This window comes from Halorubrum trueperi, assembly GCF_042662525.1.
GTDB classification, from domain to species: Archaea; Halobacteriota; Halobacteria; order Halobacteriales; family Haloferacaceae; genus Halorubrum; species Halorubrum trueperi.
Window position 1 is genome coordinate 5,911 of the sequence record NZ_JBHSXI010000021.1, and the last position, 24,694, is coordinate 30,604.

23 protein-coding genes and 4 pseudogenes are annotated in these 24,694 nt (G+C 54.9%); 15 read left to right on the forward strand and 12 right to left on the reverse strand.

The annotated features are described in order from the left end of the window. Window positions 1-503: hypothetical protein (locus ACFQEY_RS14845; protein ID WP_379770009.1), on the reverse strand; the 503-nt coding region annotated here is incomplete at its 3' end. A gap of 199 nt (window positions 504-702) precedes the next feature. Here ACFQEY_RS14845 and ACFQEY_RS14850 point away from each other — a divergent pair. From ACFQEY_RS14850 to ACFQEY_RS14860, 3 genes and pseudogenes are all read left to right on the forward strand, one after another. Further along, window positions 703-1,911 carry a glycosyltransferase gene (locus ACFQEY_RS14850; RefSeq protein WP_379770011.1) on the forward strand — a complete coding sequence of 403 codons (1,209 nt, stop codon included), beginning with the start codon at window positions 703-705 and terminating at the stop codon, window positions 1,909-1,911. A gap of 613 nt (window positions 1,912-2,524) precedes the next feature. After that, window positions 2,525-3,223 carry a glycosyltransferase family 4 protein gene (locus tag ACFQEY_RS14855; protein ID WP_379770013.1) on the forward strand — a complete coding sequence of 233 codons (699 nt, stop codon included), beginning with the start codon at window positions 2,525-2,527 and terminating at the stop codon, window positions 3,221-3,223. A 90-nt stretch (window positions 3,224-3,313) separates the two neighbouring features. Continuing rightward, window positions 3,314-3,466, forward strand: a pseudogene (locus tag ACFQEY_RS14860) (IS1595 family transposase); the annotation flags it as partial. Between the two features lie 424 nt (window positions 3,467-3,890). Here the strand turns inward: ACFQEY_RS14860 and ACFQEY_RS14865 are convergent. Further along, window positions 3,891-5,714, reverse strand: a complete 1,824-nt coding sequence (locus tag ACFQEY_RS14865) for an ABC transporter ATP-binding protein (protein WP_379770016.1) — start codon at window positions 5,712-5,714, stop codon at window positions 3,891-3,893. 355 nt (window positions 5,715-6,069) lie between these two features. On the opposite strand from ACFQEY_RS14865, the gene ACFQEY_RS14870 reads away from it, so the two are divergent. Next, window positions 6,070-7,389 (forward strand): tyrosine-type recombinase/integrase, encoded by a 1,320-nt coding sequence (locus ACFQEY_RS14870; protein ID WP_379770019.1) that lies wholly within the window; start codon window positions 6,070-6,072, stop codon window positions 7,387-7,389. Between the two features lie 66 nt (window positions 7,390-7,455). Here ACFQEY_RS14870 and ACFQEY_RS14875 read toward each other — a convergent pair. Beyond that, window positions 7,456-7,533, reverse strand: a pseudogene (locus ACFQEY_RS14875) (AbrB/MazE/SpoVT family DNA-binding domain-containing protein); the annotation flags it as partial. A 165-nt stretch (window positions 7,534-7,698) separates the two neighbouring features. Here ACFQEY_RS14875 and ACFQEY_RS14880 point away from each other — a divergent pair. Then, on the forward strand, window positions 7,699-8,391 hold the full coding sequence (locus ACFQEY_RS14880; protein ID WP_379770022.1) for a nucleotidyltransferase domain-containing protein: 693 nt from the start codon (window positions 7,699-7,701) through the stop codon (window positions 8,389-8,391). Beyond that, window positions 8,378-8,883 (forward strand): annotated as a pseudogene (locus ACFQEY_RS18810) (DUF8154 family protein). The gene ACFQEY_RS14880 and the pseudogene ACFQEY_RS18810 overlap by 14 nt, the downstream one beginning before the upstream one ends. 1 nt (window position 8,884) lies before the next feature. Here the strand turns inward: ACFQEY_RS18810 and ACFQEY_RS14895 are convergent. Next, on the reverse strand, window positions 8,885-9,322 hold the full coding sequence (locus ACFQEY_RS14895; RefSeq protein ID WP_379770027.1) for a helix-turn-helix domain-containing protein: 438 nt from the start codon (window positions 9,320-9,322) through the stop codon (window positions 8,885-8,887). A gap of 64 nt (window positions 9,323-9,386) precedes the next feature. On the opposite strand from ACFQEY_RS14895, the pseudogene ACFQEY_RS14900 reads away from it, so the two are divergent. The 7 genes and pseudogenes from ACFQEY_RS14900 to ACFQEY_RS14930 form a co-directional block, all read left to right on the forward strand. Beyond that, window positions 9,387-9,548, forward strand: a pseudogene (locus ACFQEY_RS14900) (tyrosine-type recombinase/integrase); the annotation flags it as partial. A 66-nt stretch (window positions 9,549-9,614) separates the two neighbouring features. Then, window positions 9,615-10,199: a DUF7437 domain-containing protein gene (locus ACFQEY_RS14905; RefSeq protein WP_008451753.1), complete on the forward strand. Its 585-nt coding sequence runs from the start codon at window positions 9,615-9,617 to the stop codon at window positions 10,197-10,199. 14 nt (window positions 10,200-10,213) lie between these two features. Next, entirely contained in the window at window positions 10,214-10,744 is a 531-nt protein-coding gene (locus tag ACFQEY_RS14910) for a hypothetical protein (protein WP_379770029.1), read from the forward strand. A gap of 72 nt (window positions 10,745-10,816) precedes the next feature. Then, window positions 10,817-11,182 carry a winged helix-turn-helix domain-containing protein gene (locus tag ACFQEY_RS14915; protein ID WP_379770031.1) on the forward strand — a complete coding sequence of 122 codons (366 nt, stop codon included), beginning with the start codon at window positions 10,817-10,819 and terminating at the stop codon, window positions 11,180-11,182. A gap of 518 nt (window positions 11,183-11,700) precedes the next feature. Beyond that, the gene (locus tag ACFQEY_RS14920; protein WP_049909961.1) at window positions 11,701-12,570 is read left to right on the forward strand and encodes a ParA family protein; all 870 of its coding nucleotides are present in this window, start codon (window positions 11,701-11,703) and stop codon (window positions 12,568-12,570) included. Next, window positions 12,567-13,115: a hypothetical protein gene (locus tag ACFQEY_RS14925; protein WP_379770034.1), complete on the forward strand. Its 549-nt coding sequence runs from the start codon at window positions 12,567-12,569 to the stop codon at window positions 13,113-13,115. The genes ACFQEY_RS14920 and ACFQEY_RS14925 overlap by 4 nt, the downstream gene beginning before the upstream one ends. 348 nt (window positions 13,116-13,463) lie before the next feature. Then, window positions 13,464-14,741, forward strand: coding sequence for an RNA-guided endonuclease InsQ/TnpB family protein (locus tag ACFQEY_RS14930; protein WP_379770036.1), 1,278 nt, complete (start codon window positions 13,464-13,466; stop codon window positions 14,739-14,741). A gap of 117 nt (window positions 14,742-14,858) precedes the next feature. Here the strand turns inward: ACFQEY_RS14930 and ACFQEY_RS14935 are convergent, their stop codons facing one another. Continuing rightward, window positions 14,859-16,304, reverse strand: coding sequence for a hypothetical protein (locus ACFQEY_RS14935; protein WP_379770038.1), 1,446 nt, complete (start codon window positions 16,302-16,304; stop codon window positions 14,859-14,861). A gap of 364 nt (window positions 16,305-16,668) precedes the next feature. On the opposite strand from ACFQEY_RS14935, the gene ACFQEY_RS14940 reads away from it, so the two are divergent. Both ACFQEY_RS14940 and ACFQEY_RS14945 read left to right on the forward strand, forming a co-directional pair. Further along, complete coding sequence (locus ACFQEY_RS14940; RefSeq protein ID WP_379770040.1) at window positions 16,669-17,697, forward strand: Cdc6/Cdc18 family protein; 1,029 nt, start codon at window positions 16,669-16,671, stop codon at window positions 17,695-17,697. A gap of 773 nt (window positions 17,698-18,470) precedes the next feature. After that, window positions 18,471-19,727, forward strand: a complete 1,257-nt coding sequence (locus ACFQEY_RS14945) for an orc1/cdc6 family replication initiation protein (protein WP_379770042.1) — start codon at window positions 18,471-18,473, stop codon at window positions 19,725-19,727. Window positions 19,728-20,050: 323 nt separating this feature from the next. Here ACFQEY_RS14945 and ACFQEY_RS14950 read toward each other — a convergent pair whose 3' ends face one another. The 7 genes from ACFQEY_RS14950 to ACFQEY_RS14980 all read right to left on the reverse strand — a co-directional run bounded on the left by ACFQEY_RS14950 (window position 20,051) and on the right by ACFQEY_RS14980 (window position 24,691). Further along, complete coding sequence (locus tag ACFQEY_RS14950; protein ID WP_379770044.1) at window positions 20,051-20,374, reverse strand: DUF6788 family protein; 324 nt, start codon at window positions 20,372-20,374, stop codon at window positions 20,051-20,053. A 57-nt stretch (window positions 20,375-20,431) separates the two neighbouring features. Further along, the gene (locus ACFQEY_RS14955) at window positions 20,432-21,259 is read right to left on the reverse strand and encodes a hypothetical protein (RefSeq protein ID WP_379770046.1); all 828 of its coding nucleotides are present in this window, start codon (window positions 21,257-21,259) and stop codon (window positions 20,432-20,434) included. Window positions 21,260-21,367: 108 nt separating this feature from the next. Next, window positions 21,368-22,297, reverse strand: coding sequence for an ArdC-like ssDNA-binding domain-containing protein (locus ACFQEY_RS14960; protein ID WP_379770049.1), 930 nt, complete (start codon window positions 22,295-22,297; stop codon window positions 21,368-21,370). 87 nt (window positions 22,298-22,384) lie between these two features. Further along, window positions 22,385-22,732 carry a DUF8013 domain-containing protein gene (locus tag ACFQEY_RS14965; protein WP_379770052.1) on the reverse strand — a complete coding sequence of 116 codons (348 nt, stop codon included), beginning with the start codon at window positions 22,730-22,732 and terminating at the stop codon, window positions 22,385-22,387. Window positions 22,733-22,808: 76 nt separating this feature from the next. Next, a complete protein-coding gene (locus tag ACFQEY_RS14970; protein ID WP_379770054.1) occupies window positions 22,809-23,813 on the reverse strand; it encodes a DUF6610 family protein in 1,005 nt (334 codons plus the stop codon). A gap of 181 nt (window positions 23,814-23,994) precedes the next feature. Next, window positions 23,995-24,261 carry a hypothetical protein gene (locus ACFQEY_RS14975; protein WP_379770057.1) on the reverse strand — a complete coding sequence of 89 codons (267 nt, stop codon included), beginning with the start codon at window positions 24,259-24,261 and terminating at the stop codon, window positions 23,995-23,997. Window positions 24,262-24,271: 10 nt separating this feature from the next. Beyond that, on the reverse strand, window positions 24,272-24,691 hold the full coding sequence (locus ACFQEY_RS14980) for a hypothetical protein (RefSeq protein ID WP_379770060.1): 420 nt from the start codon (window positions 24,689-24,691) through the stop codon (window positions 24,272-24,274). Between the last annotated feature and the right edge of the window lie 3 nt (window positions 24,692-24,694).

Genomic DNA, 24,694 nt, shown 5'->3' on the forward strand with positions numbered 1-24,694 from the left:
GCAGCATCAGGCGCGTAGAATTTTGATAATGATAGCCGACTAGCTGGAAGATGCGATCCAGTCATTAGTTCCCAAGCTGCAATACACATAGTCGCAGCCCCAACTCCAAGAACGATTACAATGATCGCATTAAATCGGCGGCGTGTCGTCACAAAAGTTATTCCAGCAAAAATCAGAGTTGCCGCCTCAAATAAAGTGAATAGACGAGACAGGCCTCGGAAGGGAGTAATAGTCCAAGCAAGTGAAAGTGAGACATACACAGTAAAAATAGAAAAAATTATTACATTCATATCAATAGTGATGCGTTTGCTGAACCGAAGGATAATAAAAGCTGAGGATATACCGAGGATGATTACCGACCAAATGCGGAATATATCAATATGTAATACCTTCAACGGTGGCAGCCCGCGACTTAGAGACATGATAATTAAAAGTAAAGTTAGAATTAAACCAAGTATTATTGGTTTTGATGGTTGATTGTAGTCAAGAGATACATCCGTCATTGATTTAGTTAGCGGGCCAGCAGCTTTATGAATATAACGCTCTTGGATGGGAGGATGGTCAATTCTCAGCAGTAACTGGAAGTCACAGCGGAAAGGGGCGACGCAATCCCGTCGCGTATCAGTTAGACCCACGCTATGTATCGATACTGATTACTGTGTGGGTCTCCCAGCGTGAAGACACAACTGGAAATATAAAGTTATGAAAATAGCATTTCTTGTTAATTCGTTCCCGAAGATATCAGAAACGTTCATCCTAAGTCAAGTAACGGGTATGATCGACCGAGGACACGATGTATATATTTTTGCCAGGGAGTCGTCTTCCGAAGAAAATCAACATAAAGATGTGGACCGATACGGATTAATAGAGAAAACAACAACTGCCGACCCGCCGAAGAATAAGCTCCACCGGCTAATCAGCGCGGGTTTATTAATTCCGAAAGGGATACTTAAAAGGCCACGTCGAATCCTCGAATCTCTCCGTTTTAGTAGATATCACCGTGACGCCTTCTCATTACGTATGCTTCACTATTCAAGTACATTCAACCACGAAGATGTCGATGTACTTGTCTGTCACTTCGGTCATAACGGGAACCTTGGAGCATTACTCAAAAGGACGGGTGTAGACGTGCGAGTCGTGACGATGTTCCATGGTGCGGACGTTCGCCAAGCTAATTCTGGGTCAAAAAATATATATAAACCATCATTTAAAGAAAGTGATGTTCTCCTTGCAAATTCTCGGGATACTATGGATGAACTTATCTCACTTGGTGCCGACTATTCGAAGGTTCACTGGCACCCCGTTGGGGTCAATCCGGATATGTTTCATACACTACATGATGGGGGAAGTGAGGATAACATGGTGGTGATTACTACCGTAGCCCGCTTAGTCGAAGAGAAAGACGTTGAGACGGCTATTCGAGCGATAGCAGCGCTACCTTTGACAGCGTTGGAATCAGATATACGGTATCAAATTGTCGGCGATGGACCGAAACGGGAGTCTTTGGAAAACCTGACCCGAAAGCTCGATCTTGAGGACGTCGTCCAGTTTGAGGGACAGGTTAAGAGAGAGAAGGTAATTGAGTTTCTGGCGGCGACAGATGTATTCCTTCTTACTAGTGTAGATGAAGCGTTCGGCCTCGTACTGTTGGAAGCCCAGGCCGCCGAGATACCGGTGGTGGCGACAAACGTCGGCGGGATTCCTGAGGCCGTTGCTGCTGGTGACTCCGCAATTCTTGTTCCCCCGAGGAGTCCGGACCAAATTGCCAGACAGCTTTCCCAACTTATTAGACAGCCATCGCTCCGATCTAAAATGGGGGAGAAAGGGCACAGATTTGTCGCCGAGAACTTCGATGTAGATGTATTGAACGACGAACTCGAATCATTACTGAAAAAGACACTGAACTCGTGAGGAATTTAGTGTAGGACAGACGCAGTTCAAGTCTTATCAAGCAGAAAGACTGTAGAATCGAAATCGACATCAGTGTCGCGCTAGTGTGAAACCACAAATGAAGATAGGCTTTATTCATCCAAATTCTCCCTCATCGGAGGGGACAGGGGCAACCCACAGTGCGACAAAAATCATTCAGATGGCTGAAAAGGTGGGACACGATGTAACAACTTACTGTGCTTTCGGCGAGCCGAGTCCCGAAAGTGAGTACAGTTGCAGATCATTCGACACTTCGGGGTTTCCGTACCATTCAAAAACTAATCTGAACACAGAGATTCGCTCTCGTCTAAGCGAATTTGAGGAATTCGATATCATACATACTTATTTGCCGTCTACGATTCCCGCTCTGAACACGATATCAAAGAAGACGTCAACGAGTACAGCGGTTACACTTAACGCGTATGGAGGCATCTGCGCAAAAAACAATCTGCGTTACATGGGCACAAAGAACTGTACGAATAACGGATTTGGACGATGTACCAGGTGTATTTCCAAGACGAGTAGCAGAAATTCGTTTGTCAAAAATGTCTACAATTCGGTAAGCCTATTGGGGAATTATCGGCTTATCAGCCAGATGAACGAAGAAGAAATAAAAATCGATGGCTTTCACGCGCTGTCAGACCATCTCAAGACCAAATATTGTACATTTGGCTACCCAGAGCAGAAGATAGATGTGATACCCAATATTATTGATGACTCATTCTTGATACCACATCAAAGTGATTTCGAGAGTCCTTATCGGTTACTCTACGTCGGCTATCTGCGAGAACACAAAGGCGTCCAAATGCTTCCCGAGATTGCAGCACGGCTTAAGCAAACTGACCTTGAGTTCCAGATGACTATCGTCGGTGACGGGCCGATGATGAAGGGGCTCAAACGGGAAACAAAACGAACAGGGACAACCGACTGTATAGAGTTCCGTGGGCACGTCCCCTACGAAGAGCTCCCCAAAATTTACGCAGCCCACGACTTGTTCGTCTATACAGGTGTGTGGGAGGAACCGTTCGGTCGAATCTTTCTAGAATCGCTTTGTGCCGGAACACCGGTGGTCGGGACAAACGTCGGCGCAGTAGCGGAGATAATTGGCGATGCGGGAAGCACAACCGATCCAGATCCGGAGGCACTTGTGAAAAAGATTGTTCAGGTACTGTCCACAGACACCCTCAACCGTTTCGCAGCAAACACAAAGCAATCCGTCCAGCAGTACAGTCGAGATACAGTTGAACCACTGCTTGAAGAGTTCTACACGTCGGTGTGTACAGGTGACCAGTAATCTCAAAACAAAACGCAAGAAATTTCCTTAATACACCTGCTCATATTTGGTTCTAGCTCTTACCGAACTGAGTGAAACAGCACCCTGAGAATTGTGAATCCGTGGCTACAGAAGTTCCGAGGCCTTTCCAAGCGCGGATTACAGCAGTCCGTCCGAACCTACGGGTTCGAACGGACGCTAAACCTCGCCGGAACACCGCTACACGGCCTTGTTGACTGCTTCGTCGTCAACGTGTTTCGCTGAGTTATGCAAAAGCCAATCTTGTATTCTGTGTTTCAGGTCAAGAACCGTCATTGCCACCAATTCGATGACATCGTTGACAGCATCGAGCACCGATTCTTTCTCCAAGGTGTGTAGAGCGTGACTCTATGAGAATCCCGCTGAAAAGTCTGTGTGAAGTACGATATGGAGTCACGCTCTACCCTGGTTATGTGCTCAGCTTTGAACGTTGGCTGTCTTACATAGATGTGGTCGAAACACGGGAGAAGCGGCTATCGAAGGATATTCGGAAGACCGGTTGGACGGCAACTCCTCTGGTGGAGCTCTGATTGACGCCGAACGGTCGGTCAGGCGCTTTAGTAGAGGCCGACGTGCTGTCTCGCCGAATGCTACAATCCACCGGAAGAACGTCTCTCGCACGCGTTCGAAAATCTAATATGTTGGCTCCTCAACGTTCAGAGCTGAGTGATGTGCTTGTTTGAATTCCGTACAATTCGGCGTATTTTCCTCCATTATCGACTAGCTCTTGATGCCCGCCTACTTCCGTGATCTGTCCTTCTTCGACAGTGTAGATCCGATTGGCATTCTTCACCGTTGATAGGCGATGTGCGATTGTTACGATTGCGTAGTCGCGATCCATTCCCTCAATGGCCTCCTGTACTTGTTTTTCCAGATTCGAGTCGAGGTCGCTGGTTGCCTCGTCGAGGATCAGCAGATCCGCGTCCTCAAGTAACGCCCGAGCCAACGATACGCGCTGTTTCTGTCCTCCAGATAGTCGAACACCCTCGTCACCAAGCATAGTATCGTATCCTTGCGGTAGTTCCTTGAGGAATTCGTCAACTTTCGCGATTTTACAGACTCGGTCTAATTCGGCGTCGCTCACGTCGCGATTCCCGATCGTGAGGTTGTACCGGAGCGTGTCGTTGAACACGAACGGGCTCTGTCTGACGACGGAGATGCGATCGCGCCAGCCCTCGATAGCCATCTCGTGGATCGGCACGCCGTTCGCGCGAATTTCTCCCTCGTCAACTTCGTACATCCGCGCAAGCAACGAGACGATTGTCGACTTTCCAGCTCCGGACTGTCCAACGAACCCGACGAATTCGCCCTTCTCGACTTCGAAGTTAATCCCGCGAAGCACGTCCTCCTCACCGTCGTACGAGAAGTGAACGTCGTCGAACTCTACGTTTGTGACCTCCTCTGGAGCATCGGTCCCGCCTTCCCGTGGCTCTTGACGTGTTTCGAGTTCTTCGACAAACTCGATTGTTCGGACGAGATGTGGGAGGTCGTTTTCGACCTGATAGAATAATCGGTTCACGTTGCTGGCACGTGGACCGAGACGGAACATCGCAAAGAGGAACACACCGAGCGAGCCCAAAGAGAGGTCCGCGAACGTCAATGCGAAGTAGATGAGCACGAACACCGACACGGCGACGACGAGGTTGTAGAAATTGTTGATCGCCGCCTCGTTGCGCCGGAGCGTAATCCGCTCTTTGGTAAATTTCTCGATCGCGTCCCGGAAATCGTTGTACAATTCGTCCGCGACGCCGAAGATACGGACGTCCCGAATTCCCTGTGTTCCGGCTTGAACCGCCTCCTGGCGTTCCTCGTTCGCTTCCGCTACTCGATCTCCGACATCGTATCCGGACTCGATTACCCGTCGGAAGAAGACCGTGAATCCACCGAGGATGACACCAGTCGCAATCGTGAGTACGGGGGCAATCATCAAGGCAACGACGAAGTATACCGCGGCGAGGAATCCCTGCTGGAGGAACTGGATCACCCGCTGAATCACTCGTCCAGCGTACGTCGTCTGTGTCACGATCGCATTCAGAATGTCGTCAGATCCCTCTTCGTCGAAGTACGAAACCTTCGCGTTGAGGGCGTTCCGAAACGCCCGATCTTGGAGGTCCCGAATGTAGTAGGTTCGAACCGCCTCACGGAGCCACGCCACAGCGAAACTCGTCGTGTATCGCGCAATCATCACGAGTGACACGCCAAGCACCACATATCCAAGCGTGAACGGGATTCCAGCCGTCTGATAGGCGACGACGAACATCCCGAGCAGACCCTCCGCCTGTGACGCCGGGTCATCCATTTGGACGAGTTCGACAATCGGTAGGATGAAGCCCAACCCGACCCCTTCCAAGACCGCCGCTAAGATGCCAAGTAAGACGATCCCAGTTGTGAACCGGGGATTGTAGCGTGCGATGTCAAGGAGAGCGTCAAATTTTTCGCGTCTTGAGACTGGTTCAGTGTTGTCAGTACTCATAGAGGTCTAATCGCCACGTTGTCAATTTCGAGCGGTGGTATAGTAATAAACGCGTTCGTTTGTCATTGCGAGCCGACGGTTCAATCCTAAACGGGCCCATCCTCCGAAACTGTGGACCGCCTGTAAGACGATTTAGATATAGTGGTATACAGTTTATTCATAGAAGCATATTCTGATCAGTCATTTCGGTGTTCACACAGACTCCACCAGTCTGTTTGTCCCCAAAACCTATATCCTATCTGTGAGAAACGCGCTACTACCCGAACATGCCGGACTTAGAATCGGAAACCCACTCAGCGAGCCCTCTATGCCGCGTCTCACCGCATCGAATACTGGAAACGGTGGTGTGTCCACCATGAGTGACGCGACGACGCCGGTGACAAACCCCGACTGGGAGGACGTCGACGACGTCTCCTGGACGCTGCTGGACCGCGAGGAACTCGTCGACGCGTACTGGGCCGTCGTCGCCCCCGCAATGAAAGCCGACGGTCTCGATCCCGACCAGGAGAAGCCGACGCACAGCTGGCTCCGCGAGCACGGCTTCCGCCCCCTTCTCTACGCGCTGCGGGAGTATCACGACATGACGTTCGGAGAGTTCTGGCACGAAGCGCTCGAGCTCGAATCTGAGGAGATAGGGTACGACTGGGCGACCAACCACGACCGGACCATCGAGGCACTCGAATCCTTCCTCACGTCACGGCGGGAGCGGAAGGGGCTTGCCGATTCGTCGATCGACACCCTTCGCTACCGGTTGAACCGCTACGTCGCTGCCTACTGCGACGAGAATGACACAGACGACCTCGTGACACCCGTCGCTCGCGATAGCGATGTCCCGGCCTACAAGGCGGTCGACGCATGCTGGGCAGCGTTCGACCGTCTTCACGACGATCTCGATGGCAGCCAGACCAAACGTCGAATCCATCTCGTTGTCTCGAATTGGTACGCCCATCTGGTCCGACGCAAATGGGCCGCCGTTAACCCAGCTGACGGCCTCGACGAGGAATACGACTGGTCGAACGACACCGACGACGATGCTGATACGCCGTGTCTCGCCACTGAGCACGTCCGCGCGCTCTACCAGGCGGCCGACGATCCAGAAGACCGCCTCTTGGTCCTCGCACTGTGTGCCTGGGGGCTTCGCCCGAACGAAGTTGCTCGCCTCCACACCCACCAGTTCGTCCTCGATGTCTCCGATGATGAGGTTCCGTATATCGCGTTCGAAGAGCGCAAGAACGGCCCTGGAGAGGTGTCGCTGCTCTACGGGCGGGAGGTTCTCGAGGAGTGGCTCGCGGGGTTCGCTGATCACGACGACTGGGACGGCTACCTGTTCCCGTCACCACACGCCTCTAGCGGCCCGATTTCACGATGGACAGTATGGAACCGATTTACACAGCTCGCTGACCGAGCGGGCCTTCCCGACGAGATCGACGGCGTGTCGCCCGCGCCGAAGATGGGGCGACGGTACTGGTACGACGCCTACTCTGCGTCGCTTGACGTCGTCCTCGGAAGCCTCGATGAGATCGCCGCCGAACAGGGCAGCGCGAGCGCCGACGTCGTCCTCCAAAACTATCTCTCGGATACCCGAGCCCGAACGCTCCGGCGGGAGTATATGCGTGAGCAGCTCGCTACCGCCTTCGAACCGACCGACGATTGGCATTCTGAGCGCGGTCAGTAGTCGTCACGGGCGCTAGTACTGGCGAAGAGGACGAGAGGATGGTGGTGTCCAGAAGGGCAACCGGCATTACTCCGCTCCGAACTCGCTCTCGACCTCGACTGCGTTCGTCTCGTCAGCATCCACCGGCTCGAAGTCGTCGAAGATGGCACAGTACAATCCCCTCAAAGCGGAAGGCACAACTCGGGATCGAGAGTACTCACTCGCCGATTCGGCAGCTGCATCGCCGATGCAGTAAGTCAAGACGGCTCCAAGAACTCCATGTATCGCTGTTACCGAGGATTTTTGTTGTTTTGAACCATTAGGACAGTCATGAACGGTAAGACGGTTCAGTATGGAGGGAGAACAGAGGGATCATACGTTCGACTCCCCGTCCCACTCGGTGATCCGGATGCATTCCGATACGGGGCAACTGCCGATATTCTGCATCTGCTCGTCGACAATCCAGAGCGAGAGTTCACAAATCGAGAGCTCCACCGAGTGACGGGCAAAGGATTGAGTAGTGTGAATGCCGCCGTCGATACGCTCGAGACACTTGGCGTGATCACCGTCGATCGATCTGGCCGGGCAAATGCTGTTCGGATGGATTCAGAGATGCTCGTCAAGTCTAACGATCCGGTAACGACCATTCCACAATCGGAGTATCACGCACCGGTCAGAGCGATCCTCACCGGTCTCGAAGAACGGGTTGGCGACGACGTCGGTGTCATCCTTTTCGGCAGCGTCGCGCGAGGCACCGCTGACCGAACGAGCGACATCGACCTGTTCGTCGTTGTCGAGGAAGATCGAATGCAAGCCCAGCGCGAGGCCCACACTATTGAACAGGAGATCGCCGACGAACAGTTCGACGGAGATCGGTACGAGGCACACATCATCGTCGAACCAAAAGGGTCGGCCGGGAATCACGACCGAATCAGTGACATTCTCGCCGAAGGGCTGACGCTCCGAGACTCGCCAGCACTTGATGCAGTAAAACGGGAGGGGTTCGAAAATGGGACTGAATGAGGTCGTCGACGCGCTTGAGCGCGCCGAACAGTTGTTAGAAGATGGCGAAACCGGTCCGGCACAGGACTCACTCTCCTGGCAGCGGGCTGACGATGACGCTGATATCCAGCTCGGTAAGGCATGCGCCATGCTGGGGACGTGTCGGCAGCTTCGGCAAGGAACGAACAATTACGTGAGCATCGTCGAACTCTCATTCAACGCAATCGAGCGTCGTTCCAGTTCTACCTTGTCGAGATGACGGCAGCAGAGTCAGCAGACTTCCTCAACCACGAGGAAGTGTTTGACGACATCGCAGCGCGAAACGTCTTTTCTGACGAGGACATCGCTAGTCGAATCGAAGCCTTCCGTTCCGAACATCGTTCGCGGTTCTACTACGATATCGACCGGCCTGGCCGAGATTTCGCGATGGTGCTGCATAACTTGGCAGAAGAAATTCACCAGTATCTCGTCGAGTTTGCCGATGCTCACTCGCGGTGCAGCTGCGACCACTAGGTTAATTTTGGTTTCGTTCATCTGGTCGGTTGACATCTTCGGCCGCTTTGATCTCGTCTGTTTTCTCGACTTCGGCGAACAGCTCTCGATATGCGTCGGGCTCGAAGAGGTTGTTTCGGTCGAACAGCTCGCGGGCGGCGTCGGTGAGCTGAAAGAACCGGTATGGTTGGCCCCGTTCAAGCCCTTCACGATTTCGCTCGATGGCCTCGATCAGTTCCACTTCCTCCAGCCGGATGAGGTGGTCGGTGAGCGTCGACGCGGCGACGCTCAGGTTGTAGTACTCGAGTTCCTTCTTCGAGGGTGCGCCTTTCGGATGGCCGACGATCGTCCCGATGATATTCGCGCGGGTCGGGTCGTCGAGGACACTTAACGCTGCGATCGGATCGAGACCGGCCGTGCTCTCGTCTGGCGTGAGCGAGGCGGCGTCGGGCCGGGACATTGTGTCTGAACGTTTGCGTCCCGGTCGGATGACCATTTCGGTGAAACTCGAATTGGTGACCAACGATGTTGTCCTTGTCAGCCTCGATAAAATTGTGGCCGAACAAGGCAGCGCGAGCGCCGATGTCGTATTGCAAAATTACCTCTCGGATACCCGGGCCCGGAAGCTCCGTCGGGAGTACATGCGCGAACAGCTAGCTGCCGCGTTCGAACCAAGCGACGAGTAGCACCTTTACACCCTGGCTCCGATTACAACCCAAGCGTTATTACCCAATACACGAATCATGTATTGTATGTCGAAAGCGACGGGGGACCCTGAACGCGCCATCAATGGCTTCATGTCAGTGGCACAGCTGCTCGAAGAGCCACGGCTCGCCCGCCTCTATACGTATATTCTCCGAGAGGGTGAAGTAACAATTGATGAAATCGTTGCCGACATCGATATGCCCCGCACGACCGCGTACGCAGATACGGGATCGCTCGTCGACCTCGGAGTGCTCACGCGGGATGAAGAGCAGAAAACGCATACCTACACAGCCATCCCAATCACGCTCACTGCAAATCTTGATGGCAACACGTACACGATTACCCCCACTCTCATCGAGGCAATCGGCCGGTCGCCCCAGGATCAGGATCTTGACCTACTAATCGAGAAATACGGCATCGGGAAACTCGCTGCAGCACTTACGTACGCGATTCCGTATGTCGAGGGAGGCATGACTGAACGCCTCGCAGCGCGCGAACTCGGCCTCCAACCCGCGTTCGGGATTGCGGTACTCCAAGCACTCCGCGAAGTGATTCTCGAAATGCGGGAGTACGATCCCTATTTCGACCAGATTCGAAATGCGCATGACAAGCCGGTCGACGAGGAAGCGTAGAAGTCCTCTCACACATGGACGGGACAAACGAGTCGATACCCGAGAACGCTGTATGGGTTGCTGATTCAGGCGTTTTCATTGCGTGTGGCCGCCAGCAGCGGAACAAGTACACAGCACTAGAACAGTTCGCCCAGCGGAACGAGATTACGTTCGTGATTCCACGGCGAGTGTACGAGGAACTTGGCGGTGCGCCAGATCGCAGTACGCCCGGCCAGACACCAGTTAACAGCGCGATTAGCAATGAATGGGTAACCGTCGCTGATGAACTAGACTATACGAATCCGACGGTGTCAAGCGTTATGGACGATGTGCGTAGCTTCATTGCACGTGAGTCGAACCGTTCCGAGGACAACATCGAGAAAGCGGATACCGCACTCGGTGGTGTCGCAGCTCACCTCTTGGACAGCGAGAATACCTCCGCTATCTGTGTCCTCACGACGGACGACGATGCAGGGAACGGCGTCGTGACTGCAATCGAAGCCCACGGATTTGATGGCCAAATTACGTTCAAAGACGGATTTGAACTGATCTCAGAAATTACGTAGTACCAACTTACCATGGTCACAGACGAACGCCGACAAGACTGAGACAATGAGGATGCCAATGAGGGGGCGGCATTGTCCGCCGGCGAGGCTCGGCTTCGGGACGAGTTCTTTGCGGGCCCGCGTATCGCCACGTTCGAGGACCACCTCGACCAGCTCGACGCGATCGCCAATTCGACCCGGTTCATGATTTGCTATCTGCTCTACGAAGACGGCGACACGACGTACAATGAGCTGAACGACGCGACGGACAAGGTTGGAAACGCGCTCAATTACCACCTTGATACGCTTCAGACCGCAGGTCTCATCACGCAGTCGAAACAGCGCGTCGACGGCCAGGAACGGTCTATCTATTCACTCTCGATCCTCGGCCAGAAGCTCATCGAACCCATGATCGAATTAATCGTCGAAGAAGGCGATCTCGCCGAACAGTACACGTAACCGCCTCACCAGTCTTCTACAGGATTTCGGGTATCTGTTCTCTTGCGGTAATCTTCGATATAGCGATACTGCGAGTCTCTAGTAACGGTATCAAGTGAGACATCACGACAAAGAGTGTACCAAATTAACCAACAAACCCACTGCGCTCGACGGCTAATGTTGGTTAATAGCAAGGTCACCCTCGTCATCAGATTAGCAACACAGACGTTATTTCTGATATTAGAAACGCAAGCAATGTAGTTACCGTTGAAAATACACCTATCATAGGAAGCATTTCTAACGTTAGAGATATAAGCGATAACGGCAATGAGGCGGGCGTTACCCGTTTCCAACATTAGAAACGTCTCTATCATCAGTGCCATCAGAAACGTCTACAATTGACTTCTTCGATAATACAGAAATCGCTTGAAATGAGCAGCAGCGTGGTGAAGACTCTATTTCTAACGTTAGAAACTCCGCCCTATGTCTGACGTAGATTTTTAACGTTAGAAACACCAGTACTGTCTGAGGCGTTAGCAATGGCAGACACAAACCCAGAGGTTATCGCAGTCTCGTTTCAGAAAGGAGGGACCGGAAAGACGTTTACAGCGATGAACCTCGCAGGAGGACTCGCCGCAAGAGGGTTTGAAGTTCTCCTGATCGACATGGACCCCCAGGGGACGCTTACTGCAAATCTCGGACATCGAGAATTGTTCGACGATCACGACGAACTCTCACTCGACGAAGTACTGCTCGACGTGAACAAATGGGACCAGATCACCGACCTCGTAATCGAGCACGACGAGTTCGATTTAATCCCCGCAAACTCGACATACACAGGAAACAAGACCCCGTTGGATTCTGCTGACGCCGGAGAGAAACGACTCGGGAAGATACTCACACGACTGGAAACAGACTATCACTATATCGTCTGTGACTGTCCACCCGATTTCTCCGCCTTTGCAAAGAATGCCGTCACCGCTGGTGAAAATGTGGTTGTCCCGATGGTGCCACGATCGGAGATGGTTCACTCAACGAACCTCCTGTTCGATATGTACGACACCCTTGGGATGATGCACGATCTCGACATCGAGTATCTCGCCTTCACGATGACGTACACCTCAACAAAGGAAACGAAGCAAATGCGCGAGGTACTAGACTGGTTCGACGAAACCTTTGGTGAGAACGGAGTGAAAATCGACGATCGCGCCGCGTTTGATCGAGCAAAATGGGAAGCTGGCTCAATCTATGTCCACGAGGAGTCACTCCAAAACGACCAGTTCCCTCAATTCGATACAGTGGTCAAGCGTGTGTTAGATCAAACGTCACCGCCTGATTTCAACGGCGACGTCGAGGAGATGCGTCAGAAAACCACCGATGAAATCCGATCACGGGAGATCGAAGCATGAGTGACCTCGAAGACGAAATGGAGCGAACGAAAGAGCGTGCAGCTGCGTTCGGCGTGAGTGGTGAGACGGACGACAAGGACGAGGAAGACGAGAGTGAAAGCGTCGCCGAGCAATCCACTACTGAAGAAGGAGATGAGAGATCAGAAGCAGAGGAAGCATTAGAAACGTCAGAAATATCCCCAACAGTAGAAGGAGACCGTACGCCAGAAATAGAAGAGAGAGACGGGTCAGCGGAACCAGAGCAGACTGGCGAAGATGTACCGTCAGATGTTGAAGGGGAATCCAAGCCAACTGCTGACAACGCTACCACGAGTAGCGAGGAATCGTCTCGTGGTCGTCTCGTCGACGAATACGACAATGTGAATATCTACATTCCGCCTGAGCTGAAGCGGGATCTCAACGATCTCTTCAAACTCATGGATCTTGAGTACTCCCGATCGAAAAGCGATGATTTAGAGAAGCACTGGGATTTCTATCCGGCGGTCATTCGAACAGTGCTTGAGAATGAAGAGGACCTCCGAGCTGAACTCGGAATTGACGAGTAACTTATATCCCGACATCTACCCCCACTTCAATATCGAAATTCCTACTCGCTTGATTGCACGGATCGTTTATACCCCAATTTGATCGAATCTCCTTCACTGTGATCGTGGCCTTCGAGGGGACATCGTCTGGGACGTCCTCAGGTTGCTCCTCGACCTGGTCCCCCTCGTCCTCGTGTTCAGCATATTCGAGGCGGAGCCTCCGGCCTCAAGGAGCGAGGACTTCCGACGCTGAGTCGGAAGGACGAAGCGAGTAGGCCGGAGAGGAAGCCGACAACCCCGCCACGTTCCACGAACTGTTGCCGCTCCTTCTCCCCAACGTTCATAAACCACCGGGAGTACATCTGACATATGGAGGTGCGGCGTACTGTTTCCATAAAACTCGACGTGGATAGGGATGACGCCGCACTTCTCCGCGAAACAGTAGACGAGTTTCTGTGGGCCGCTAACTACGTCGTAGACCACGCTTGGCAAGGCGATTACAAGACGACCAGCAAGGCCCAGTTACAAGAGGAAACATACGACGAGGTACGCGATCAGACGCGATTGCACGCGAATCTCGTCCAGAACGCCCGCAACAAGGCCGCCGACGCCGTACAGGGCGTTGTCGCCCGCTGGAAACAGAGCGAGTACGCGGGAAAACCGCACTTCTCGCAACCGACCGCCGTCTACGACAAGCGATGTGCGACCTTTCACGAGGAGTACGTGTCGCTGGCGACCGTGGACGGACGCATCGAAATCGAGTACGTCCTGCCCGATCCAGAGCGGGACACACCCCACAGCCGGTATCTTGACAACGACGACTACGAAGTGACGGGTGCGGAACTCCACCACAAGAACGACGAGTGGTTCCTTCACCTTCGCACAAAGGCGGAGATGGAGTCTGACACGCCGGAACAGGCGACGACCGGGCACCCAACGGTCCTCGGCGTTGACCTCGGCGTGAACCAACTCGCAGTCACTTCGACGGGCGTGTTCTGGAGCGGTCACGAGTTCGACCACTGGCGACGAGAGTACGAAAAGCGACGTAGCGACCTCCAGCAGTGTGGAACTCGCCACGCTCACGAGAACATACAGGCGGTCGGGCGCAAAGAGACTGGTCGGTTCAAGATGATGCTCCACCGGATTGCGAACGGTATCATCGCAGAAGCCGCCGAGAACGGCTGTACGGTCATCGCGTTCGAGGAGTTGACCGGCATCCGCGATCGACTCCCCGGCGCGTCGTGGGAGCACAAGTGGGCCTTCGAGCGGCTGTACGAGTACGTCGAATACAAGGCTGAAGAATACGGTATCGACGTGGAACAGGTTGACCCGGAAAACACGAGTCGGCGTTGCTCACACTGTGGATTCACCCACCCCGACAACCGTCACGGCGAGGACTTCGAGTGTTTGAAGTGTGGCTACGAGAACCACGCCGACTACAACGCGGCGAAGAACATCGGTTTGCGGTATCTCCGCCGGAACCAAACTGGGGACGGCGGAGGCGCACCCGTAGGCGTGCGCTTGAATCGCGGGACGCTGAACGCGAACGGAGAATATGAACCTCCTGCCGGAGAGTCCGGCCAGAGCAGGAGTCCACGCGAAAGCCCCACCCTCAACGAAGCGAGGTCGTCAGACCGAGCGAAGTAGCGTGGGGTAGTTTACCAAGGCGTGCTTCGCATTCCCGATACTCGGCAAATTCCACGGCGTAACGACCGGTATGCCGGAGTAGGTCGGGTGAACATTCATCTAGCCTCTCAACGACGTCTAGTACTGGGAAACGATTGCAGCAAGGACATCCGTCGCCTCAGGAACTCTATTGAGCGGAGTCCCGGCGACGTGGCGCCATGTCCCACCAGTGAATCGCGAGTGATCGTAGATCTCGAGGGCGCCGCGCTGGGAAAGCGCCGTCGCAAAGGCCCCGACCCTCTCCGGAAGACGACCGCGTACATACACGTGGAGCCCTGTCCCACTCTGACTCACCTCCGTGTATCCGTCAAGCGAATCAACAAGAGCTGCCACTTCTCCTGATACCATTCCTGTCTCTGGATCCCGAACATCATCGAAATCCACAAATGAAAGCGGCGGATCAGGCGGATCGTGCGGAAGGAGAACCGCCGGGTGTACGGCCTCAGGAAGATCCTCACCGTCCGGGAATGGCCACGCACGATGTACCTCTCGAAGTGGGAGGTCTGCAACCATCTTCGCTTTCTCGAAGCTCCGGCGTGGATTCACGTCCTTTGAGGCAGCCCATTCACACGGATACATTGTATCCTCCTGCCATGGCGCGAGAGCGACTTTCGACCGACCATCCCAGACAACCCAGATATCCAAGTCACGCAGTCCCTCCGGGATATGGTGGCGATCCACGTCCAAACTACGTGCGTCGTCCGATGTAGGCACGTCAAGCAGATCCCTGGTGTCCGCTTCTACAGAGGATGATTGTGCAGTTTCGTCAGTTACACGAGTCTCTACAGCTCTCTCTGCCACGCATCCCTCATCTCCAGATGGATCGGGAACTAACTCAGCAGACCCATCCGACACCGGACTCAATGTATCTGGAAGGGCCAGCGATTCCTCTTGGCAAAAGTAGCAGCCGCACTTCTCGAGTGGGATTTCGGCCTCGGTCGTCGCGATGCCATGCGTCCAGATCTGGTTGCGAATCCGCTTTGCCTTCGTGACTAAACCTTCATATCGTGATTCGTCGAACTGGATGACTGACGAGTCAGCGTCTGAACGTGGCCACTCCCGAATGTCACTAAGATCGTTTTTCGAAACGTACACGAGTTTTCCACGCTCAACTCCCAATCCTTGCATGTAGATGTGGAGTTGGTCGAGATGGCGGTCAATAGGTGGGGAGAATTTGTACCAGCCATTCCGTACCTTCAGCGCGTACACAATTTCGTCGGTGGGATCATACAGCGTACACCGACCGAGAAATCGGACAGGACCCTCGTCTATGTTCAAGCTTACTTCGGTCTCCAGTGTTGGATTACGATCGCTGAGTTGCTGCTCAAAGTAGTTTTGGATTAGGCGCGACGCGCGATACTTGCCCCAGTACGTTTCGGATTTCGAGAGTCCGAGCTTGTTCACGTACAGCTGACGGGGGCAGAAGCCAATATGGGCTGCAAAAAACGTCTCCGGATCACGCTCATAGAGGTCGCTAGTATCGGCAGCAAGTATCGATGAGATCTGCTCCTCGAACTCGATCATAGTGGCATGGCAATATCGCACTACGTGCGTCGTCCTAAAGTGCGAATCCGGGTCGTTTCCGAGTTTCAACAATACGGTGTCGAGGGGCTCCCGTGGCTGGATCTACCACCATAATACAGAGTTTCCGAGGACGTTTCCCGAAACGCGAACCCGTCAAGTAGCCAACTTTCTGATCGAGGCTCAGATGTCGCAGATTCTGGAAACCTTGAATTTCCGGAAATATCCGGAAAACAGATCTCTGTTATAGGGTAAAAGGGACATACACAACGTGAGGAAGCCAATCACGGAAACGTGAGAATCAGTTTCCGGAAACAACCCGGTTACGCTTTTATAATTTGATGGAAAACCAGTCAATCAAGCAAAGATGATCCGCGATGCTCGCGTCCTCCGGGCCGGGTTCGTTCCTCGCGAAGTCGAGCATCGCGACGCCGAAGTCAATCACCTTTCCAGCGTCCTCGAACCAATCACGAACGGGGAGCCCGCCGACACGGCTATCGTTACCGGACCCAGCGGGACCGGGAAAACGTGCATCTCACAATTTGTCACCGAACGGCTCCGGGAAGAGGTCCTCGACGTCGAGACCACCTACGTCAACTGCTGGCGCAACTATACTCGATTCCGAACCCTCTATCAAATCCTCGACGGTCTCGGTGCGACCATCGACATCCACCGCCAGTCGACACCCCACGACGAACTCGTCGACCGTCTCCAGCAGCACGACGGGCCTCGAACCGTCGTCATCCTCGACGAAGTCGACCAACTCGAAGACCCAAGCGTCATTTACGACCTCCACAGCCTCCCACAGTTCGCCATTATCTGTATCGCGAACAAGGAAGAGGAGCTGTTCAGCCGCGTCGACGACCGCCTCGTGAGCCGCCTGCGCTCCAGCGAACACGTCCGGATGGACAAGTACCACGACGAGCAACTCTTCGACATCCTAAGTGCCCGCGCGAAATGGGGCCTCGACGAGGACATCATCACCGACGACCAGCTCTATCGCATCGCCGACGCGGCAGCCGGCGACGCCCGCCTCGCCATCGGCATCCTCCGAACGGCCGCCGGCAAGGCAGCTCGCGAGAACCACGAACGGATCACCGACGACACCCTCCTGGACGCTGCCGAGGATGCTCGCGCCCAAATTAAACAGAAGAGCCTCGATTCACTCACCCCGCATCAGTGGGTCGTCTACGAGATCGTTCGCGAACACGGCCCACTCGGACCAAGCGAGATCCACGAGTACTATACCGAGGAGGTCGACGACCCACGGACAAAACGAACCATCCGGACGTACCTCTCGAAGATGTCTCAGTACAACCTCCTTGAGGCGGAGGGCACGAGCCGGGATCGGGAATACTCGCTCGTCGACTCGGCAGCTGCGTCGCCGATGCAGTAACGACGATAAACTTGATAGCGGGGAGAATGTTCTGACTCCGATTGGGTGGGATCGGGCGGCAATCAAGGGAACAAGCTCGGACTCTCGAAACGCCGAAATCACGGGATACTAGTACTGAGTGCCGACCGCGAATCGAGTATAGGCCATGAATGGTTAACCAACGGACCGTCAATCCATGCGTTTTGTTGGTTAATCGATGGTCTGTATCGGTCGAAATTCGAACAACGATGAACGACGGGGATCACGGGGAGTAGATTCAGAAACGGTCGTCATTGGGAATTGGGACGAGCGGAACGTGTAGAAAGACGTGTAACTCCCACGGGCCTCGATTGATGGTGTCGAGAGAGGTGGATTTCAACTGGAATGTTGGAGAGGCAACGATGGTAGCACGGAGAAGACGACCGACGTTTCCAGTATTGCCAATATTGCTATCTTTTAAATACCTCTCTCACTCCACCATTGCCAATAACGAAGAGAGGATGAAAGGAAGGACAGAACTGGTCACATATCTTGTATAGTTACTATCACTTCACTCACTACAGCTATTTGAGTTTCCGCTAGTGCGGCTCTGGTTTTCCGCATATTGTAATAAAAGTATCGATAACTAGAGAGGGGTCGTTGACCCCTCCAGTTGTTGCGAAGGTTTACTGGCAATAGTGGTGTGTGTGTGTTTTATAAGTAGATGCAATACTGGCATAATTAGTTCAAGTGGTGGGGTATTGGTGATACTGGAACCCATGGTTTTATGATGGTTCTTCGTCTTGAGTCCGCCTATGGGCCGATTCAATCGAGAATCGTTCATCATCCAAGACAAAGATGTCCTCCGGGATGATTACCAGCCAGAGGCACTCGAAGAGCGGGACGAAGAACTCGACGAATATGCGGCCGCTCTCCGTCCTGTCATTCAGGGCTGGCAACCGAACAACGTCTTTCTCTATGGCGTTACCGGCGTCGGGAAGACAGCTGCTACGCACGATCTTCTTGAGGAGCTGCAGGAATCCGCTGAAGAGTACGATGACGTTGATCTCAATGTTATCGAACTCAACTGTACTGGCTGCACTACTTCCTATCAGGTAGCGGTCAATCTCGTGAACGAGATTCGCTCTCCTTCTCACCCTCTCACTACTGTCTCGTCTACACGTGAACCCATGAGCGAAACCGGGTATCAACAAAAACGCATTTTCAACGAACTCTACGACGACCTTGAGTCGATCGGTGGGACTATCCTCGTGGTCTTGGACGAGATCGATAATATCGGCTCGGATGACGATATCCTGTACGAGCTTCCGCGAGCACGCTCACAGCTGGATCTCGATGTGAAATTAGGTGTAGTCGGCATCTCGAATGATTTCAAATTCCGCGAAAACCTCTCTCCGAAAGTCAAGGACACGCTCTGCGAGGAGGAAATTCTATTCCCTCCCTACGACGCGACGGAATTACAGAATATTCTCCGGCAGCGCGCCGATATCGCGTTCTATGAGGATGTCCTTGAGACAGATGTAATCCCGTTGTGCGCAGCGTTCTCTGCACAGGACTCGGGATCGGCTCGGCAGGCGCTACGGTTACTCCGGAAAGCAGCCGATATCGCCGAAAACGAGGCAATGGCCGACGGGGAGGCGAAGATCACCGAGGAGCACGTTCGGGAGGGCGAACATCAAATTCAGCGCCAACAGGTTGTCGAGGGAATGCATTCGCTGACCCGACAGGGACAGTATGTGCTACTAACAGTCTGCCAGCTGGCAGCAGAGGGTGAAACACCTGAACGGACGAAACTGATCTATAAACGGTATCAAGAGGTTCTTCGTGATCACGGCAGTGAACCGCTGAAACGCAGGCGGGTACACGACCACTTGTCAGATTTGAGCCTCCACGGAATCCTGCGGTTAGTCGACTCTTCGAGTGGACGTGGCAACTACAACGAATATGAGCTTGATGTCTCTCTGTCGTCAGCCCTTGATGCACTCGAGAGTGAGCTGGGGGAACTCGATGAGATTCGTGAAACTGCGAAGCGGCATCGGGTTTTGGAGTGAATTCAGGACCGACCACACCAGTACTGCCAATACCCTCTCCACTTTTGCCAGTAACCCCTCGACCGTCAGTGCCAGTTTCTCCAGTACCCTCTCCGGTGTTGCCAGTAACATCTTTCTGACTTCTGTGTGACTAATTGTACGAATACTCCTGTTGCCAGTATTCAGTGACGTGCTATCGTGCGCCGTTTTTACTGGAAATAGTGGAGTGTCTGACAAAATATCATAGAATTGAGTGGTACCGTCTCACCACTGGTGATTCGCGACCAATCTGAACAATCGCTCCCGCAAATGAATTGGGATGAATACAGGCTCTCTCGTCCAAATCACTCGTCAGGGTTGACCGGTCCTTTGTATTTCGAGGTCACCGTATCTCCTTCCCGCCATTGCCAGTAGTAGTAGCGGTTGTCGTTGATCTCCTTGATTGTGATCGTCGCCTTCGAGGGGACGTCATCAGGGAGATCGTCGGGGCGCTCTTTGATTTCGGCCTCGTCATTCTCCTCGGCAAGCCTAGCCTCACGCTCCCGGTACTCGGCGAGTTCGTCGGCATAGCGGGCTACGTCCTGAAGCTGTTCCGGCGAGGCCTTGTTGAGGGTATCGACTAATTCGGCTGGAAGTCCTGCCGGCGGGGTCGGTGGCTCGTAGGGCATCGGCTGTCGCCTCGTATTAACCAACAAAAGCCATTAATTCATAGTTCTGTTGGTTAATTATGTCTGATTCAACCCGGTCGGGAGTCGCCCATCCGGGCGGGGAACTCGTCCCTGCTTGATTTCGTGGTCCACCCGGCGGATGTGTTTACAGCCGCCCTCGGGCGCCCGTTGCTGCCAGTCCGGACAGGTACAGGATTCGCTGATCACGTCGACTTCGTACCAGCTCCCCGAGGCTGACTGCACCTCGTAGCGACCGCCCTTTTCCAGCAGCGAAACTGCCATTGCTTCGTCGACGGCGCGTCGGGTTCGCGGTTCGAGGTCCGCAAGTTGGCTCGAGTCCTCCGTGACAACCATTCGATCACGAATGTCGCCCGTTCGGCCACCGTCCGGCGCGACGGCGGCGGCAGGGCCAGCGAGCCGTTCGTGGAGTCGTTCCTCGACCGGATGGCCTTCTGGCCAGAGGTAGTGAACTTCGCGGCGCTCGCGATGGTCGTAGGAGCCACAGGCTGCGGCGTTCCCAGCCCACACGCGCCACGCGCCGAGGACAGCCATCACGTCGACGATCACCCGGGGGACGATTTTGTACTCGTCAGGGTAGAAGATCCGGAAACGGGTACACTCCTCTCGGGTCGGCACCGTCTCCCACCACTCGACGTCGTCACCCCAGCTGTCGAACATCGCTTCGTCCTCTCCATACCCAACAGTCACGCCGTCGATCTCGGGGATGTTCGCAGTGGTCTCGTCAGCCTCGCCTTCGAGCAGCCGGAGAACGGCGTACCGCAGGTACTCGTGTGTTGGATGATCCGTCGAGCGAGCGATTTGGTCGTGCTGTTCTGCAACTCGTTCCGCCTCGTCGAGGATAGCGGACAGATACGGGTCACTCATAATTCGTGGAGACAGGATTGCGCCTCCGCCCCTCGGCGGGCGCAGATAGACTTAACCAACGAAGAGCAGTGATTGTCTCCGACTGTTGGTTAAATCAGAAATGTTAGATCAGTCCTCAGCAACTACTCCAATGATCTCCTGTGCGGACGAACTGATTCGACCGAGACGCTCCTGGAGGACTTCCGAGTCGTCGTCCTGCCACGCGGCAAGGTAGAACGCTGATCCGCTCGTATCAAGGCCGAAATACCGCCCGACAATGTATCCCACAGCTTCGGCTTCTACCTCCCGTTTCGCGCGCTCAGTCGCGTCGTCGACATCGTCATGAAGCAGCGCGTGAGCGTACTCATGAACGAGTGTCACCGCAAGGTCGGCCTGATTCTCACGGGCTTTCGCCTCGACGACAGGCCGGTCGTTGTCTGTATTCCGATGTCTACAGATACCCTTCGCGTCGCCATGCTCCCATTCGACAGCGTCGACGATCTCCACAGTCACGCCGAGGTCATCAGCGGCATCTGTGAGTGCGGGCACCACCCCGTCGCCGTCCCCAGTGGCCTCGGTTTCGAGCTCGGGAAGCGGCTCGCCTTCGGTCTGGGAGACGTCGAAGACAGCTGTGGGCTTGAAGCCGACCAGGCCTTTGGACCACTCCTCCGACGGTGTCTCGTCGTAGTCACAGTCGCTCTGCTCGTGGTAGCTCGGCGAGTTCTCGCACTCCGGACACTGCTTGGCGATGATCGGTGCCCAGATCCAGATCGCCTGTTCGCCCTCTTGGACGTGCCGGTCGAATTCATTTCGCCAAGTGTTGTAGCCCGCGACCTTCGTCGCCTCGGGACACTGGAGTTTGATGAGGAGTGTGTTTCGATGTGAGTAGTCGTGGAACCGGGACTGGACGTCGAGCCACTCCTGGAACTCCTCACTGGCCTGCGCGTCGTCGACGCCGGCGACGAGGTCGTCGATCCACTGTTCGATCGTACTGTTCATCTCGTCCGATCGGGTGTCGGTCTCCTCGAAGGACACCGACGAGTCACTGGTTGTAGCCATCGTAGTCACCAAATCGAGTTCACCGCGACTGCGGCAGTGCAGGACGCGCCGCACCCCTCAGGGGCGCATAAAAAACCGCTCTCGCGGTTACCGGAGGTCGTGGGTCTCGTCAGCGAAGCCGACCGTGACGAGGTACTCGAGGAAGTCGTCGAAGCGTTCAACGTCGCTGGGCGTGTCGGTCGCGAGGTGCCGCGCCCACTCGATGGCCCACCGGAAGGCGGGATCCGACCCGCCCTTTCCATGGATGTACCACCAGCGGGCTGCCTTCAGCACGACGAGTGGATTTGTCGGTGGATGCTCACCGGCGAGCCCCCGGGTGATCGATTCGATCTCTTCGGGTACCTCAGCGGGATCGACTTCTTCTGATTGGGTATTCGCTACGTCGACTGGGATGTCGTCGATCGAGACGTCGTTCGGATGCTGTTGTTGACTCACGGAAAATCACCTTCTTGGAGGACTCTCTGGATCGAGCCCCCGCCCTTTCCGGGGGCACGAAAAACAGCACGCTGCGTTACGTCGGCGGGATGTAGACGCTCTGCTCGCCGCCGATTTCCTCGAGGTTGTTTCGATGGCGATGGGTGAAGTAGCAGTCGTAACTGCAGTAGCCACAGACGGCGCCCGTGTCGTATTCGGCGACGAAGGGACCGCGGCGAGTCGTCCAGACGTTCGCTCCGCATTCGGTACAAGCGGCACCATCGATACCGCTCGGTGATGGGCCCTCATACTCGACCTCCAAGGAGTCGTCCTGCGGTGTCGACTCGGGCCAGACGCCGTGGGACTGCCAGAATTCCTTGACCCGGGCGAGACTGTGGCGGACCGTCTTCCGAATAGTGACGTGGTCGGCGTCGCGACCGCTGTCGTCCCACCCCTCAGCTGTCCAGAACTCCCCGAACTGCGCGCCGCGATGCAGCCCGTTCCAGTCGAGACCGACGATGTCGGCCGGTGGCTCACCTGTGAGCGTCGGCCGGGTCAGCTGCTCGATGACGTTCAGCTGTTTCGGTGGGCTTCCGCCGAGGATGTGAACGCGACGGCCACGCCAATCGGTCGGCTCCGAGAACTCGTGAGCCAACCGGTCGGCGTACCCCCGCGAGTAGCCGAGCACGATGTCGTCGGGAATCGAGTCGATCACCGCGCGGCACTTCGGGACGATGATGAGGTCCGCCTCTGGGTAACTGCCCTGAATCTCGCGGGCAGCAGCAACGTAATCTTCGACTTCGTCGACGTCGTAGGCGTCGCCGATCACGCCGACCCGTGGTTCGCACTCGAAAAAGCGTGCGACGTACCGCTCGAGGTCAGGATTGCGAAAGTCGTTGTCGAGCATCCCGACCGGAAGATCGAACTCCGTATACTGCTGTTGTTGGTAGCTACAGTCCTCGCGAAAGCCCGTGAGAAAGCCGAGTCGGAACGCCTCTAGCGCGAAGGGAACGCGATGGAGGAACGCTATATGGTCAGCCTGCCGAGCGGCGATAATTTCGGTAGCGATGCTGCTGGAGGTCGTACTCGCTGTGAACGACATGTCGAATCACCCCGGAGCACGCGGAATCTCTCGCCCCGCGCCCGCTCTCGGGGCGCGACAAACCCCTGACAGCGGCACAATTAACCAACAATAGCAGTGTAGCTGCTTCTATTGTTGGTTAATCAAATCAGAACAGTACAATCGTGTCGCTCAGAACGTCGCGACCGCGTTCACCGCTACCTCAGCGGTGGTATCGTGCCACTCGTGGCTCGATCTGTCCTGCGTGGACGAGACTCGTCTGGGTATCTCCGTCGCCAGTGAGTAGATCGACGAGCGCGAACTGCCCGCAGGCAGTGAACGAACACTCGTCATCGAGACACCACACGTCGGCATAGGCGATGTCGGTCTGCTCGCCAGCGTACACGGGGTTGCCAATACCCAGCTGGGAGTCACAGTCGTCGCGGGGACAACTCGGCTCAATACGCGTGAATGTCGGTGTGTCGGTCATTGATTTCACCTCAGTACGAGGAATAGGTCGGCGCGATATCGCCGGTCAGAACGCTACTCTCGATGGCATCGGTCTCGCTGCCCTCGAGGTCGACGATTCGGTAGACGGCGTCACCGCTCCAGTCACAGTCCTCGCTGGAACAACTAGCGTGTGCGTACGCGCCGTTCTCCTCGTCGAGATGGACGCTCAGGAGGTCGAGTCGTTCACTGCAGAGTGGACAGTCTGCCGGCACCTGCGCGTAGCGGTAGCCCGTAGCAACCGTGATGTCGTCTTGGTCGGTCTCAACGCCGTGGCGCTCCCCAAGCCGGTTTCGGATCGCTGTGCGAAGATCTTCGAGGAGCGCATGGCGTCCGTCTTCGTCGATGGGAAGATCGGCGCCGTCGACGGTGATCGTCAGCCTGTACGCTGCCGTCTGATTTGCATCGTTCATTCT

Coding starts and splice junctions, on each gene's coding strand:
- ACFQEY_RS14970 (WP_379770054.1), bottom strand. CDS start 23,813: ATGTCGTTCACAGCGAGTACGACCTCCAGCAGCATCGCTACCGAAATT.
- ACFQEY_RS14925 (WP_379770034.1), top strand. CDS start 12,567: ATGAGTGACCTCGAAGACGAAATGGAGCGAACGAAAGAGCGTGCAGCT.
- ACFQEY_RS14850 (WP_379770011.1), top strand. CDS start 703: ATGAAAATAGCATTTCTTGTTAATTCGTTCCCGAAGATATCAGAAACG.
- ACFQEY_RS14865 (WP_379770016.1), bottom strand. CDS start 5,714: ATGAGTACTGACAACACTGAACCAGTCTCAAGACGCGAAAAATTTGAC.
- ACFQEY_RS14975 (WP_379770057.1), bottom strand. CDS start 24,261: ATGACCGACACACCGACATTCACGCGTATTGAGCCGAGTTGTCCCCGC.
- ACFQEY_RS14980 (WP_379770060.1), bottom strand. CDS start 24,691: ATGAACGATGCAAATCAGACGGCAGCGTACAGGCTGACGATCACCGTC.
- ACFQEY_RS14955 (WP_379770046.1), bottom strand. CDS start 21,259: ATGAGTGACCCGTATCTGTCCGCTATCCTCGACGAGGCGGAACGAGTT.
- ACFQEY_RS14920 (WP_049909961.1), top strand. CDS start 11,701: ATGGCAGACACAAACCCAGAGGTTATCGCAGTCTCGTTTCAGAAAGGA.
- ACFQEY_RS14945 (WP_379770042.1), top strand. CDS start 18,471: ATGGGCCGATTCAATCGAGAATCGTTCATCATCCAAGACAAAGATGTC.
- ACFQEY_RS14960 (WP_379770049.1), bottom strand. CDS start 22,297: ATGGCTACAACCAGTGACTCGTCGGTGTCCTTCGAGGAGACCGACACC.
- ACFQEY_RS14855 (WP_379770013.1), top strand. CDS start 2,525: ATGAACGAAGAAGAAATAAAAATCGATGGCTTTCACGCGCTGTCAGAC.
- ACFQEY_RS14950 (WP_379770044.1), bottom strand. CDS start 20,374: ATGCCCTACGAGCCACCGACCCCGCCGGCAGGACTTCCAGCCGAATTA.
- ACFQEY_RS14930 (WP_379770036.1), top strand. CDS start 13,464: ATGGAGGTGCGGCGTACTGTTTCCATAAAACTCGACGTGGATAGGGAT.
- ACFQEY_RS14880 (WP_379770022.1), top strand. CDS start 7,699: ATGAACGGTAAGACGGTTCAGTATGGAGGGAGAACAGAGGGATCATAC.
- ACFQEY_RS14910 (WP_379770029.1), top strand. CDS start 10,214: ATGGACGGGACAAACGAGTCGATACCCGAGAACGCTGTATGGGTTGCT.
- ACFQEY_RS14940 (WP_379770040.1), top strand. CDS start 16,669: ATGATCCGCGATGCTCGCGTCCTCCGGGCCGGGTTCGTTCCTCGCGAA.
- ACFQEY_RS14905 (WP_008451753.1), top strand. CDS start 9,615: ATGTCGAAAGCGACGGGGGACCCTGAACGCGCCATCAATGGCTTCATG.
- ACFQEY_RS14895 (WP_379770027.1), bottom strand. CDS start 9,322: ATGTCCCGGCCCGACGCCGCCTCGCTCACGCCAGACGAGAGCACGGCC.
- ACFQEY_RS14870 (WP_379770019.1), top strand. CDS start 6,070: ATGAGTGACGCGACGACGCCGGTGACAAACCCCGACTGGGAGGACGTC.
- ACFQEY_RS14935 (WP_379770038.1), bottom strand. CDS start 16,304: ATGATCGAGTTCGAGGAGCAGATCTCATCGATACTTGCTGCCGATACT.